The organism is Mesocryomonas lacus, from assembly GCF_055730105.2.
Genome location: NZ_JBUZWF020000006.1, coordinates 115,136 through 128,202, shown reverse-complemented (window position 1 = coordinate 128,202; position 13,067 = coordinate 115,136). Strand labels below are relative to the sequence as shown.

At 64.0% G+C, this 13,067-nt stretch carries 16 protein-coding genes and 1 pseudogene; 11 read left to right on the top strand and 6 right to left on the bottom strand.

Annotated features, from left to right (window positions below; all coding sequences use genetic code 11):
- Nucleotides 1-572 precede the first annotated feature (572 nt).
- From ACZLZQ_RS19650 to ACZLZQ_RS19615, 8 genes are all read left to right on the top strand, one after another.
- Nucleotides 573-977 (top strand): hypothetical protein, encoded by a 405-nt coding sequence (locus ACZLZQ_RS19650; RefSeq protein WP_472950810.1) that lies wholly within the window; start codon nucleotides 573-575, stop codon nucleotides 975-977.
- Between the two features lie 35 nt (nucleotides 978-1,012).
- The gene (locus ACZLZQ_RS19645) at nucleotides 1,013-1,405 is read left to right on the top strand and encodes a hypothetical protein (RefSeq protein WP_472950809.1); all 393 of its coding nucleotides are present in this window, start codon (nucleotides 1,013-1,015) and stop codon (nucleotides 1,403-1,405) included.
- Nucleotides 1,406-1,516: 111 nt separating this feature from the next.
- Nucleotides 1,517-1,702 carry a hypothetical protein gene (locus tag ACZLZQ_RS19640; RefSeq protein WP_472950808.1) on the top strand — a complete coding sequence of 62 codons (186 nt, stop codon included), beginning with the start codon at nucleotides 1,517-1,519 and terminating at the stop codon, nucleotides 1,700-1,702.
- 114 nt (nucleotides 1,703-1,816) lie between these two features.
- Nucleotides 1,817-1,945 (top strand): hypothetical protein, encoded by a 129-nt coding sequence (locus ACZLZQ_RS19635; RefSeq protein ID WP_472950807.1) that lies wholly within the window; start codon nucleotides 1,817-1,819, stop codon nucleotides 1,943-1,945.
- Nucleotides 1,945-2,157, top strand: coding sequence for a hypothetical protein (locus tag ACZLZQ_RS19630; protein WP_472950806.1), 213 nt, complete (start codon nucleotides 1,945-1,947; stop codon nucleotides 2,155-2,157). The genes ACZLZQ_RS19635 and ACZLZQ_RS19630 overlap by 1 nt, the downstream gene beginning before the upstream one ends.
- A complete protein-coding gene (locus ACZLZQ_RS19625; RefSeq protein WP_472950805.1) occupies nucleotides 2,154-2,723 on the top strand; it encodes a hypothetical protein in 570 nt (189 codons plus the stop codon). The genes ACZLZQ_RS19630 and ACZLZQ_RS19625 overlap by 4 nt, the downstream gene beginning before the upstream one ends.
- Nucleotides 2,720-2,929 (top strand): hypothetical protein, encoded by a 210-nt coding sequence (locus tag ACZLZQ_RS19620; protein WP_472950804.1) that lies wholly within the window; start codon nucleotides 2,720-2,722, stop codon nucleotides 2,927-2,929. The genes ACZLZQ_RS19625 and ACZLZQ_RS19620 overlap by 4 nt, the downstream gene beginning before the upstream one ends.
- A 248-nt stretch (nucleotides 2,930-3,177) precedes the next feature.
- The gene (locus ACZLZQ_RS19615; RefSeq protein WP_472950803.1) at nucleotides 3,178-3,927 is read left to right on the top strand and encodes a hypothetical protein; all 750 of its coding nucleotides are present in this window, start codon (nucleotides 3,178-3,180) and stop codon (nucleotides 3,925-3,927) included.
- Nucleotides 3,928-3,958: 31 nt separating this feature from the next.
- Here the strand turns inward: ACZLZQ_RS19615 and ACZLZQ_RS19610 are convergent, their stop codons facing one another.
- From ACZLZQ_RS19610 to ACZLZQ_RS19600, 3 genes are all read right to left on the bottom strand, one after another.
- The gene (locus ACZLZQ_RS19610; RefSeq protein WP_472950802.1) at nucleotides 3,959-4,240 is read right to left on the bottom strand and encodes a hypothetical protein; all 282 of its coding nucleotides are present in this window, start codon (nucleotides 4,238-4,240) and stop codon (nucleotides 3,959-3,961) included.
- Nucleotides 4,237-4,758 (bottom strand): hypothetical protein, encoded by a 522-nt coding sequence (locus ACZLZQ_RS19605; RefSeq protein WP_472950801.1) that lies wholly within the window; start codon nucleotides 4,756-4,758, stop codon nucleotides 4,237-4,239. The genes ACZLZQ_RS19610 and ACZLZQ_RS19605 overlap by 4 nt, the downstream gene beginning before the upstream one ends.
- A 68-nt stretch (nucleotides 4,759-4,826) precedes the next feature.
- Complete coding sequence (locus ACZLZQ_RS19600; RefSeq protein WP_472950800.1) at nucleotides 4,827-5,867, bottom strand: hypothetical protein; 1,041 nt, start codon at nucleotides 5,865-5,867, stop codon at nucleotides 4,827-4,829.
- Nucleotides 5,868-6,238: 371 nt separating this feature from the next.
- Between ACZLZQ_RS19600 and ACZLZQ_RS19595 the strand changes: the two genes are divergently transcribed.
- Together ACZLZQ_RS19595 and ACZLZQ_RS19590 are read left to right on the top strand one after the other, a co-directional pair.
- Nucleotides 6,239-6,514 carry a hypothetical protein gene (locus ACZLZQ_RS19595; protein WP_472950799.1) on the top strand — a complete coding sequence of 92 codons (276 nt, stop codon included), beginning with the start codon at nucleotides 6,239-6,241 and terminating at the stop codon, nucleotides 6,512-6,514.
- A 79-nt stretch (nucleotides 6,515-6,593) separates the two neighbouring features.
- Nucleotides 6,594-7,061 carry a hypothetical protein gene (locus ACZLZQ_RS19590; protein ID WP_472950798.1) on the top strand — a complete coding sequence of 156 codons (468 nt, stop codon included), beginning with the start codon at nucleotides 6,594-6,596 and terminating at the stop codon, nucleotides 7,059-7,061.
- 1,111 nt (nucleotides 7,062-8,172) lie between these two features.
- On the opposite strand, the gene ACZLZQ_RS19585 is transcribed toward ACZLZQ_RS19590, so the two are convergent.
- On the bottom strand, nucleotides 8,173-8,559 hold the full coding sequence (locus tag ACZLZQ_RS19585) for a hypothetical protein (RefSeq protein ID WP_472950797.1): 387 nt from the start codon (nucleotides 8,557-8,559) through the stop codon (nucleotides 8,173-8,175).
- A gap of 96 nt (nucleotides 8,560-8,655) precedes the next feature.
- Nucleotides 8,656-9,516 carry a TniQ family protein gene (locus ACZLZQ_RS19580; RefSeq protein WP_472950796.1) on the bottom strand — a complete coding sequence of 287 codons (861 nt, stop codon included), beginning with the start codon at nucleotides 9,514-9,516 and terminating at the stop codon, nucleotides 8,656-8,658.
- Nucleotides 9,517-9,718: 202 nt separating this feature from the next.
- On the opposite strand from ACZLZQ_RS19580, the gene ACZLZQ_RS19575 reads away from it, so the two are divergent.
- Complete coding sequence (locus ACZLZQ_RS19575) at nucleotides 9,719-12,031, top strand: DNA cytosine methyltransferase (protein ID WP_472950795.1); 2,313 nt, start codon at nucleotides 9,719-9,721, stop codon at nucleotides 12,029-12,031.
- 189 nt (nucleotides 12,032-12,220) lie between these two features.
- Here ACZLZQ_RS19575 and ACZLZQ_RS19570 read toward each other — a convergent pair.
- Nucleotides 12,221-12,768, bottom strand: a pseudogene (locus ACZLZQ_RS19570) (flavodoxin family protein); the annotation flags it as partial.
- Between the last annotated feature and the right edge of the window lie 299 nt (nucleotides 12,769-13,067).

Genomic DNA, 13,067 nt, shown 5'->3' with positions numbered 1-13,067 from the left:
TGATGTCGATGCGGAATCTGCGACGGTAAAACTGTTGACGATGATCGAGGGGCCGAGGTCGGCAGGCCATACCTGTCAACGCCTCATCGTCGGACTCATAAAGATAGCCCGTCGGTCGTCGCAGTTTGGAATCCCAACTCGCGCGAGCGGAGACAGCGGCTAGCGCCAGGTGGATCCCGCGTCCGTTCGCCGACTCCACTCGCGCGAGCGGCCTCGATTTCAGCCGGCCCGCTTCGCGGCTTCTTGGCCGGAGGCTGGAGATACCCGTCCCGTCCTTTCCGTCCCGCGCCGAGCCAGCTCCGCACGGATGTCCCCTGATGACGTGCTGATGGATATCCCGCCTGTCCCGTCGACCACGCTACCGCGATGGGCCTCCGCTACCGCGCCGAAACCTGTGTCCCTTGGCCCCGGGGGATCCCGAAAGACCTTCTGCCGACCATCCGACATGGGGGCCTCGAACTTACGCCCGAAACCCGTTTGGGGCAATTTTAATTTGTGTTTGACCTGTCAAACAAAGTCCTTGCTCCGTGCCCGCCGAAGGATCATGCTGGTGATCTGAACTGGAATTTGACATGTCGAACGCGAAATCAGCCGACTCGAAGACCGAAGCCTTGGCCTTGCTCTACCGAGCCGTCGCAGCGTCCCGGTCGAAGAAGCCCAAAGCCGTGCGCGAACGATCTCCAGAGGACCGCGCGGCGTACATGCGGGACGCCAAGAGGCGGTCGAGGGAGAAGGCACGGGAGGAGGCGGAGAACGGTCGTCCCGTGGCTAGCGACGAGGCCATCCGCGCGGTGCTGTCCGACGCCGCGATCATCATCTTGGCCGCTGGCGGTCCCGGCGCCGATGCAATCCAGCGCCTCGTGCACCGGGCTTTTCCGGGTCGCACCGCCGTTGCATCGACGACCCGCGCACGGTGCCAAGCCACGACGTTGCGGCCGCTCGTGCTGACCCTGGAACGGCTGGCCGCCACGACTTGATCGTCGCTTGCGTCGTCGCCCTGCATGCTCACGAGGTGAGCGGAAGGGCGACGACGATGGCGACGAGGACGAGGCATGCCGAGGAGCAGCGCCGCTACCGTGCGCGCCTGCGGGAGCGGGCTAAGACGCGGTCGGACGGCACGGCGGCCCCGCGCGGCGCGCCGGAGACGCGGGCCGTCGTTCAAGCCGTGGCCGGCGCGGTCCGCAAGCTGGCCGCCGCCGCCCATAAGGCTCCCGACTCTCCGGCGGCGGCGGTGTACGGCACCCTCTTGAAGGCGGCCCTGAAGTCCCTGACGCAGGCAGGTTTCGACCGCTCCGAGTCATTTGATCGCCTCGCCCACTACACCCTCTCTGACGAGGCCAAGGCACGCCGACGACGGGCTGCCGCCGAGGAGCGCTACTGGTCCGAGGGGGCGACGCCTGATTAGCGTTCACGGCCATTACTGCCTCCATGCGGTGACCAGCCCGGTCAATCACACGGTGCATGGAATCTTGCACGGCCGGCAGGCCTCCTAGGGATCACCTAGGAGGCCCTTTCCATGACCGACAAGACCGACCGCCAGCTCGCCGCGGTGCTGGCGCCGACGACGAGCAACGTGCCGTGGGACGTCGCAGACACTCACCTGAACGCCGACTTCGCTTGGCAGGGATTCATCCCCGTCGAGCACCTGAACGGCGACAGTGAGGAGATCCGCATCCGCTCGACGCACGAGGGCGTGGAGTAGATCCACTCCTACATCGCTCGCCTGCGCGGGCACTCCCGGGAGGTCTTCCAGGCCTTCGAGGAGCCGTCCGGACGGAAGGACGACGCCGAGGCCCGGCTGGCGTACTTCGTCAAGGTGAACGAGCAGCTCATCGCGGCGGCCGCTGCGGCCAACGCCCGCGCCGAGCTGGCGGAGCACCAGATGAAGTGCATCCAGGAGACCATCGATACGGTCTTCCGCATGCAGACGGCGGAGGCAGCCTGATGGCCCCCGACTTCGCCAAGGGCATCGCGGCGTGGGAAGCCCTCTTCGGCATCCCGCCCGCCCCGGCACCCGCCCTCCCGGCATACCCCGTGCTCGTCGACGCCGAGGCGCAGCGCGTGGCCTATAGCGAGGACCTGGGCGTGCGGCTCGCGTCGCCGGACCGCACGCCGGAGGACGTCCTCGAGGCCTTGGATTGGGGAGCAGCTCGATGAGCATTGGAGAACTGCCCGCGGCTCCCGAAAGCCAGCCGGGCGACTTCGTTCGGCGGTATGTCGACGAGGTCTTCACTGTCCGCATCGTCGAGGTGAATCCCGGCATCTGGCAGTGGCATGCCGAGGGCGAGAACGTCAGCTACGCGTGGGACAAGGACACCATCGTTGGCGAGCAGGACTGCGACGGCCTGCCCAGCTTCCACTCCGCAAGGGCGTACGCCGCGCGGACGGTGGAGATAGCCGAGACAGGTGCCTACGTTCCTGGCCTCCTCGACGAGCTACGGCGCCGCACAGCTCTGCTGACGGCCGACGAGCTGCTGTCCGTCGATATTTTCGGGGGCGACGACAGCGACGTCCGAGTGCTGTCGTCGAAGGTCGTGCGCGGCCGCCGCGAGCACCGTGACCACATGTCCCGGATGCCCATCCCGGCCGGCGAACTGCACGTTGTCCTCAAGGAGGTGGTGGATGGGGAGTTCACGACGACCCGGCACTCCCGGGAGACGCTCTGGATGTCTTGGGTCGGAGGGTTTGGGTCGCAGGACTTGGCGAAGCAGGTGGCGGCATGACAGCGGGAAAGCTGGACATCAACGCCGCCGCTGAGATCGTCGGCCTACCGCCGTCCATCGACGGCTTGTTCTGCGGCTGCGGCACCGAAGAGGCCATGCTCGGAGACCACAGCGAGGTTTCGGCACCTCGGGCCAACTGGGTAGCCTTCGCCCACGCCGTCCTCCGTATCGACCGGATGCTGGTCAAGCAGCAGGGGGCATCATAAGCCTGCGCCTGACCAACCGCACGATCTCCCACGCCGAGGCCAAGATCGAAAGGGACTCGATGAAGAGTTCGTCGATCCCTTCGACATCCGGCGCGGGCTATAGGAAACTCTCGTTCCCGCCGCGCTAGGTCAACTGCATTGGCGAGGACGGCAGGGCCTTGAAGTAACTAGCCGCCCTTCACTTCCTAACTGGGCCTCTGTCGAAACGTGGGTTGTCATATGCCCATGGAATGTGGAGGAGTCACGCGATGGCCGAGACTCCCAAGCGCAAGCCCCGCCGACTACCCGTCCCTCCCGGTCCGTCGATGGACGAGATGCCCGCCGAGGCGCACATCCACCTCGACGCGGCGACGCTCGCCGAGCTGCGCGCAAACTGGCCGCGCGGACGCATGGAGCCGGAAGACCTGCGACGTCACGGCGAGGCACTGTACGGGAAGAACTGGCGGACGGAGATCGCCAAGGACCTGGTTGGATTCAGGGTCGACGGCAAGGGTGGCCGCAGGTCTGGCGAGACGCTGTCGCACGCGATCATCTCAAGGTGGCTCGCTAAAGACGAAGACGAGATCCCGCCGTGGGTCCTCGCCGCAGTGCCGGATCTGCCGGCCGCCGCGCTGGAGCGGCACCGCCGTGAAGCTGCGGCGGCGGAGGCCGCCGTCCGAGCCCGTCTCGACGAGGCGCAGCGCGGCTGGATCAGGGAAAGGGTGCCGAGGCACATGCCGTCGCCACCCATCCTGCCGTTACCGGCCATGCCGTCGGCGGCTCCCGGCACGGATTGGCCGGATCCGTCGCAGGACGACCTCGAGCATGCCGAGGACACGGGCCGACAGGCATACGAGATCGCGGCCGAACTGTCGGACGACGACGCGTCGCCGCGCCCGGCGGATCCGGCGCTGCGCGCGATTTGGGATGCCGCGTGGGTGCAGGCCAACGTCGATCACCAGCAAGCCCATCGAGAGCACGTGGATCGCCTGCAAGCGAAAGCCGCCGCGAGGTCCTGACCCGGCGGCGGCTTGGTTCGTTCGGCCTGCGTCAATGCTCCGTGTGCCCCTCTTCGGTCTCGCCGACGTCGAGGAACGCGAGATCCTCCCGGGCCCGCGCGCGCAGGGCGCCCTCGAGCACCGTGATAGCGCGCTGCGGCACGGGCACCGCCGTCCTGCCGGCGTGGCACCAGCGCGACACATGACCGGCCGAGTAGCCCGTCGCCGTCGCCAGCTCGGGTACGGTCATCCTCAAGCGATGCCGCAGGCTCTTGTAGCGGAGCGCGCGGTCGGCGCGTTCCGAAGCGACCGCATGGGCGAGGTCGTGGGTCATACTGCTTCCTTTCCGTAGCCCAACGCGAGCACGGCGTCGCGGACGCGCAGTAGGGCCTCGTAAGACTCGTCCGTCGTCAGGCCGCCGCACATGCCGTAGTCGTCGGAATCGAACCCGGCGACGATCGCCGGCATCTCGCGCTCCGCGACGTCGAGCACCTCGACGAAGCGGTGCCCCGGCGTGCCTGGGTGGATTTCGTAGCAGCAGGTGAGGCCCGCCTTGTTGCGGGTGCGGTCCGCTTCATCGTCGTGACCGCTACCTAGCCGGACGGTGCCGCGCTCAAGGTCGATGTCGAGGTAGGTCGCGGCTCCCCAGGTCTCGACGTCGCCCTCGTCGTGTAGGACGGCGGGCATCGCCGCGACGGCCTCGCGGAGCGATGCGATGGGCTGGAACCGGGACACCACGCGGGTGTCGACCCAAGGTGTCTGGGGGCCGAAATCGAACGGCTCTAGCCCGTCGAGGATGCGGCGGCGGCGCTCCCGGGTCATCTCTTTGATCTGTGTCTCGATGCTCGTCATATCTCGATCTCCTGTTCTCGCCGGACCCGCCGGCACGGGTGCGGAGCCGAAGCCCCGCGCTGCGCGTGTCAGGCAGCCTCGGCGTACTCTACCCGGTAGCGACCGACCTCGACGCCGAAGCGCTCGACGGTCTCGAAGTCCTCGATTTCGTAGTCGCCGCTCGGCACCCGGTAGGCCCGCAAGATGCCATCCCCCTCTTCGTGGCTGCCGACGCGGGACAGCCGAGCTTGGCTGCCGGCGATGTCGGTCAGGGCCTCCTCGGCGGTGGCCACCGCCTCACGCTCGGACTCGACCTGCTCGATCTGGAGCTCGACACGGTCGCATCCGAGCGTGAAGACAACCACTGGGGCGCCTTCGTCCCGGACGGCCTCGGCGAGCGCGTTGAGGATTTCGTGGTCCTCAATCTCGGCGTCGATGTTGCAGATCGCGCGCAGCTCGTCGGCGCTCGTCGTGTGGTCGGCGTCGCCGGCCTGGAACGTCTCTTCGATGGCGTTCCGCACTTCGGCGAAGTCGGTCAGCAGCGGGAGCCCATCGTCGAACAGGTACTCAATCGTGCCCAAGGGATTGGGCATGTCGTCGAGCGTCACTTCGCGCTCGACAGGCGCGGCCCTGTCGGTCGCCGCCATCTTTCTCCGCACCCAGTCGAGAGCAAACCTCATCGCCGTGGCGGCGGTGTCGGCCACAGCCACCGCGAAATCGACGCCGGCATGTGCCGACCAGTAGCCTTCCTTAAGTCGGAGCTCGACGGTGTGTCCCTCGCAGTCGGCGACGACGCGGTCCGGCTTCACCAACGACACCTGCGCTCCTCCCATGCGGGCAGCGGCGTAGAGGTCTCGGATGGCGGTCTCCTCGGCCTCGGCCTGCCGGCGGGCATCGGCCGCATCGATCAACTTGACGGCGTGCTTGAATGCGACGCTCGGTGCCCGCTTGGTGCCCTCGTTCGTTCCGTCGACCACCACGTTCCAGCCTCCCTCGGAGTACATGCTCAGCGAGATGCGCACGTTCGATCCGCTATAGTCGACGACGACGGTGTTCCCGTCCTCGCGGACGCTCGTGATGCCCACGTCCGCTGCCGCCTTTTCGCTCGCCCTGAATGCCTTGCTCTTCATGTCTGCTCTCCCTAGGCCCCCTCGGACCCCCAGCGACCCGCCCCTGCAATTCGCCTGCAATGATCATGTGGTGGCGCATTACTCGCCGCAAGTTTTTTCGGTCGCCTCTCTTCACGTTGTGTTGCATTTCGACGACGCCACAGGCACTCAATTGTTGACAAGACTTCTCGCCACCTACGAAATCCAGAAACTCTACTTCAGGGCGAGCGATTGGCATCCCTGTCAACTATTTGCTAATCGCGTTGACGGTGATGGTCGGCGCGAATACCTCGCCAGGTCCGATGGCATCACGCAGATGCGATCGCCTGTCGCCTGGTGGACCACCCCGGACGCGATTGACGCCCCATGGTCGACGGCTCCAAGGTGCGACCATGGACCAAGCCCCAGAGGATCCCACCGACGTCGCCCGGCTCGCCGAGCTTCAGGCGTTCATCGCCCTCACGCCCGTCGACAGCGAGGGCTACCTCGATGGCGCGATGCGCGCGCGGCAGAAGGAGGCCAGCCGCGAGCGGGACGCCCTCCTCGTGCGCATGGGGCGGCACACGCTCCGCGAAATCGGCGAGCGGAATGGCCTTTTCTCGGGCGAGACCATCAGCAAGCTCCGCATCGCGGCCGTCGGTGGAGTGCCCTACAAAAACCTCGGCTAGCCTACTAGGCCATCCGACCGCGGCTCCGCCGGCGGACACGCTTCTCTTTCGTCATCAAGGGATGAGCGACATGCGATACATGCACTACAAGACCACTGTCATGCGGATGGTCCTCCCGCCACCGAATGCGGCCCGTCCGCTCCGGAAGGACGACGTTTTGCTAAAGTGGTTTGCCGCCCGCAAACAGCACGCACGCGCCTCGCGGCGATTGCCCTCGACATCTGCGAAGCTGGCCCGGCACTTGCTCGCGGGCCTGCGCGCCGCCCAGACGATCTGCCAAGCCTCGTCCGTCGCGTTCCACAACGTCGCGGTGACGCGCGCGCGCGAGGGCTTGGCGATAGGCAACGCAAGCTTCGACCACCTGAACGACGACGCGATCTGGGAAGACGCGCAGGCAGCCATGGCGCGCGCCGAGAACGCGGCTGACATCGGCCACATCACCGATGTTCGTCCTCAAGGCGCTCGCATGTCTTTCGCTATCGCCGAAGCGCTGCTTTTTGTGTCGGAGGCGGAGTGCGCGACGGTACTCGAGATGGGATCCGCCTGATAGCCCGCCGTCGCCCGACGCAGCGCGGACGGCCGCAGGTCTACTTGCGTAGCGTTAGGGCGGCGGTCACGACGGCCATGCGGGTGCTAAGAATGCAGTGGGCGACCGAAGATACCGAGAAGGTCCTTGTGGCCTTCTTGAGGCATCCGAGCCTAGCAGGCTTTGCCTTATGCCCGGCACGTCAACCGCGGCATTGCGTGATGGCCACATCGGTGGCCGCCTTCAGTCGCAGCGCGCGCGGCTCTTGGGTCGACGTCGTCAAAGAGATCCGTGACGTTCACAGGGGACACTAGCCGCCGGGGTTGATCGGCGGGAGGCCTGCGGTGAAAGGCATAGGCCGAGGAAAGCCTCAACTAAGCGAGTCCCGAAGCAGACGACGAACGGGTGGGTCGACACTAGCCCGCCCGTCACATTCCGAAAATCCCATTATTCGGACTTTTCGGAATGTGAGAAACGTGTTTCTCGATCAACTGACTGGGCCCTGCCGCTTTCACCAACCGCTTTCCATATCTCCAGCGGCTACCCATTGATTTAATCTTGGCCGACTGTTTCAACCAACTTCACGCGAGCGGCACCTGCAGAACGACATCAAATCATCGCAAACATCGAGGTCGGAAACCAGGGAGGCCAACGGGCCCCTGGTCGAAAAGCCTTCGGCTAAAACGTGCGGTTGCGGAACCTCGTGCGCAACGACGAAAAATGCATTGACGTCTCGGAAGCAATCATCCCGACGAAATGGGAAGCCTCCTACTCTGGCGCCTCTGCCATTGAGACGATGGCCTAAGAGCCCAACCCGAAACTCGGACGGGTTAGCTCGTCGGCGCTTTTCGCACCTCACTTCGTCGGCGATCTTGCCGATACCCCGCGATATCGGCTGCAATCGCCTCCTCGCGAGCCCCAAAAATCACTCGCCGATCCTCAGCCGCCGAATTTCGGTTTGGGTTCTAACGAACTCTCAGCGCGGTGCTACGATTGTCGTAGGCATCTCCCTCTGACTTCAGAGAAACAAGGTGTTCGGACCGCGCTGTCTCCAGGAAGTCCCCTACTAATAAATGGATTTGGATGCGCCCGCCGCTTATTGATCGAACGCTAACTACTCTGCTCATTGACGTCAGGTGACGGCGTAAGAGTGTGCGGCCTGTTGCGCTTCCCTTTGCATCAGCGTTTGCAGCGCATCTGCGTGGTAGAGATCGTTGGCTGGTGTGGCGCCAGCCAGATACGGAGCGATGACAGCCCTAGACTTGAGGTGCACGATGTCCTCAAGGTCCAGGCATGCTTCTTCGGCCAGCTCCTCACCGGTGAGCGACCGGCGCCGGATGTCCGCCAAATCGTCCGCCAACGCACGATCGACCCCGCGGCGCCGGAGTACGTCGCCCTCCTCCAGGACGATCCCCATTCCCGCGGCGACCTTGATGAACTCGGCTTTCTTGAACCCCGAGATCAGTGCTGCGTGCTGCAGCGTGACCATCTTGCTCGAGAACGTCGGCTTTTCGAACAAAGTGGTGTCGACTCCAAACGGGAGGCGTTCGAGAGCATGCTCCTCGACGATCTGCGCTAGGGCTGTCCGGGCCTCGTGGCCGTCCCGACCGAACCGCTAGTCGTATAGACGGTTGTAGAAGCGACCGTAGACAGCTTTCGGGCCGCCCTTCTCTCCTCGGGGCAATTCGAAGAGCTCGTTGAGCCGGCCTTGAATTCTCTTCGGCCAATCCTTTGCGATCTCCAGGCCAGCAGAGCGTACCCTCATTGCTTCGCCGAATGGCAAGCTTCGGAAGTCGAGCGCCTCCTTTCCGACGGTTGCGAGTTCGCCAAGCCACGACAGGACCGCCGAAGCCTCGCCCAGTTCGAACTCATCGAGGCCTGGCATCAGCATCCGTTTCGTCACGCCAATGCGACCGAGCACGTAGAGATCAGCGGCAACGGACGCCGTATCGGCGATGTCGGCCTCCCTCTTGGCACACTCGTTCCATAGGTCGGTGGTGATGGTGCCAGACGTCGTATCCGCAGTCTCGAGCAAGACCTTCCCGTGGACGTGGCAGTGGTGGATGTCCCTGAGGCACCACCATGCCCGTACGTATGGCACCCGCTCCGAGGCGTCCGGCCCGCCGCGCAAGTCCTCCGCCACGCAGTTCGGGCAGAAGCGGATCTTTTTTCCGATGGCGGGATTGCGCCAGTCCCACGGCATCCGGATGACTTCGCCGCGCAGGCGCGCCTTCATTGCAGTGGTTCCGACGGGCGACCATTCGCGAACGAGTTCCGGATCCAAGCCAGCAAGGTGGCTTAGCTGATCGATGCGATTGCCGCGGCGGACCTCAGCTTCGGAAACACCGATGACGCTTCCGAATTTCGCCACATCCTCAAAGCCGTTTTGACGGGCCAGACGGGTCAGCAGCCACGCCGCCGGCTCTCCGGGCGCAAAGACAACCCTCTCGATCGACCGCGTCGTGTGAATGTTCATGTCGACTATTTCCAATTGAGGATCGCCGAGATCTACGCAACCGAAAGCTAAGATTTTGTGTCCTGTAGTTGTGTAGATCGGTCGACCTCGTCGACGCCGCTAGCTGTGATTGTACAGTCGTTAAAATTTTAAGCGCTCTCCGGATCACGGCTTAACTCGGAGCTGCGCAATCTCGACGTGACAACTCTTGATCGAGACAGACATGGCCAGAAAAAAACAGGAAGTCATCAAAACCGAGGCGGAGCTTGCCGCCGAGCAACGCGAACTCGACGCGCTTGCCGTCAAACGTGCCGAACAGCGCGCGATCACCGATCGGGTCAGGGAACTGTGCGATGACGTCAATTCGATCGGAAAGAGCAGTCTCGAGGACACGTTCAAACTGGGTTTTGCGTTTCAGGAAGCTGCTACCCTGCTCAAGGGCTCATTTGGGGCATGGGTGAAGCACCAGTGCCAGATCGAGCCTCGGACCGTCCTCGGGTATCGCAAGGTAGCAGCCCGCCTGGGCGTCCATAGGGAGGTTCTGGTTGAGACCAAGTTGACGCCGTCGGCGGCGGTCGTCCTCGCCTCAGCTTCGGACGCAGTCATCGAAAGGGTCGTGGCCGGGCTCGTTTCCGATCGTCGGATCAGCGTCGCCGAAATGAGACTGGCGATCCGAGAACAGCCAAAGGCGACCGATGCCGTCATCGGAATGAAGGCATTCCGGAAGGCTGCACGCGAGCATGCAGCCGAGGTTGCGCGTAGGCTTGAGGATCTGTCGGCTGCGCTCGCATCGACCGACCGGGATCCGTCGTTCGACGTTGTCGACGCAGCCCGGTCCCTGCATACGCAGCTCATGGCGATGGCTTCCGGAACAGATCCCCAGGATGCCAACCGCAACACGGTCCGAGCGTTGGCTAACGCCGTCGGCAAGCTGAAGGTCTCTTCGGATCCGGCCGACGTCGACGCTGCATCCTCACTCGTTCGAAACCAGATTGACCATTTGCATTCCGCCTTGCCGATCGAGCGGGTGCCCCAGGAGCCCGACACCATGACTGCGACGAACAAGGCCGAGCCTCTTTCGCGGTTGCAGGACTCGCTGATCGGGTCTGTGTTCAAACACGGCCTGACTGCCTTTGAGGTTTGTGCTGGCGGCGGCGGTCAGGCTGCGGGCCTCGCGAAGGCCGGGTTCAACCATGTGGGCATGCTCGAGCGTGAAGCCGGACCGTGCGAGACATTGCGTGCGGTCTTCGGTCCGGAGCACGTCATCGAAGCCGATCTTGTCGGCTACGAACCGGGCGACGTTGGCCCTGTCGATCTGCTCGCCGGAGGGGTGCCTTGTCAGCCGTTCTCACAGGCCGGGAAGCGGAAGGGCAAAGACGACGAGCGCGACTGCTTCCCGGAGGCCTTGCGCTTGGTGAAGAGCTTGAAGCCGCGCGCCGTGATGTTGGAGAACGTCACGGGTCTGTTGGGCCCGGCGCATGACCTTTACCGCCTGGACATCCTGAAGAAGCTTTCAAGAATGGGGTACCAGGCGGAGTGGCGGGTCGTTCACTGCTCCAATTTTGGAGTTCCCCAGGATCGCAAGCGCGCCATACTTGTGGCCTTCAAGGAAAAAGCGGCAATGGCTCGATTCAAGTGGCCCGTGTCCGCCGGCAATTACGCCGAGATGCCCTATACGATGGCGGAGGGCCTTGCGTCCGTTCTGACAGCCCGGGGCTTTGAGCTACCGCAAGATCTTCTTGATCGGCTTGATCGCACAGCGCCGACGGTCATCGGCGGGAGCCTGAAGAAGGCCAGCCCGGATTTCGGACAGCCCAAGTCGCGGCAGGTTTGGAGCGATATCGGTTTCGTCGTCAGCCGATGGGGCAACTACGCTCCGACACATGACCATGTCGGGGAACTGATGCCGACGAATAAGGTGATTGCCGCGCTGCAGGGCTTTTCGCCGAGGTGGCCCTTCCAGGGTAGCAAGCACGACGTCTATCGGCAGATCGCGAATGCTTTTCCGCCCGTTGTAGCGCTGCACCTCGGCTGCGCCATTGCATCCGCGCTGACAGGTGAAGAGTTCCACCCCGAGGCCCAGCGGCGGTATGAAGGGCGCCACTATGTCATCACCCCTGACAGCCTCCGTCGCAAACGGAAGCCCGTGGCTGCCCCTTCGCACGTCGAACGTCAGACAGAAGGACTGCGGAAAACTTTGCCGCTGGCGCTGTTGCGGGAAACGTCCTCGATGAGCGACCCCAGCTGGGCCGAAGGCGACATCCTCGGCATCGACTACAGCGCGTTGCAGGGCAAGTTCGGTCCGTGGCCGGAAAACATGTGGAAGCATCAGCGCGAGTATGGGGCGCCACTGGGGCCTATCACGGAGAGCGAATATGCTTCCTATGATGGCAACGACCGGGAAGAGGCCGAGGCCGAGCACTTCGTACAGTTCTGGGTCGATCCGGAGGCCTGGCGAGCTGGACGACCGTTGGAGTCCGCCGCTCCGAATGATGGCGATGCGGTGCCAGTGTCAGAAGCGGCCATTGCAAATTGAGCTCTGCCTCCAAGCAACTACCTCGACTTTGGGCGATCGAGGTAGTGCGAGGATGACTAAGCTGCATTAGTTTTCAACGGGTGGTTTGGAGATTAGAGCGCGGTTTAAGACCGTATCCGGCCGCGACCCGATCCTCGTACCGGAGCGATCCTGGGAAGCCCAGGCGGCCGGCCGGGCGTGAAGCCGGGTGGCGACGTCCGCAACCCGGGCCCCGTAGAGGCGGCAGGTCTCAAGGTCGCCCGTCGACATCTCGTCCAGGCGGCATCCGCGTCGCACTGCGCCATCGGGGCGATGTAGGAGCCCATCCGGTTCAGGTCATCGCGCTTGGACGCCTTCACGTTCGCCGGCTTCATGGCAAGGCTGACCCACAGTCCGCCGTGCTGGCCCGCCAGCAGGACGATGTACTGGAGCGTGTTCAGCTTGTCGCCGTTGATGCTGGCGCTGTTCGTGAAGCCGCCGAACACCTTGTCCTTCCACTTCTCCTCGAACCACGGCTTCGTGGACGTGTCGGCGAACTTTTTGAACTGCCAGCTCGGACCGCCCATGTAGGTCGGCGAGCCGAAAATGATGGCGTCCGCGACGGCAAGGGCGTTCCACTCGTGATCCGAGATGTTGCCCTTGGCGTCGATCGCGATCAGCAAGGCCGACGCGCCGTCCGCGACGGCCTCCGCAGCACGCTTCGTGTGTCCGTAGCCCGAGTGGTAGACGACGGCGTCCTGGACGAACCGACCAACCATCTTGACATCGACTTTGTAGAGCTTCTCAAGGACGCGCTACGACGCTTCGACGGCGCGCTTCTCATCGTAAGTCACGATCAGTCCTTCCTAGAGGCGGTGGGGTTCGACCGCGCCTTCGAGGTCTAATCCTATATTGAATCACGAGGCAGCTGTCGCCCAACCAGGTTATGAAGCGGGCCGTCCAAAGCGCCCTCCGACAAGTCCATTTGGTGGCTTATCCTACCTACTGCCGAATCGATTCTTTGGAAATGGTCACCTTAAGCCCATGTCGTCATACAGGTGAGGCCTGCTCATGCTTC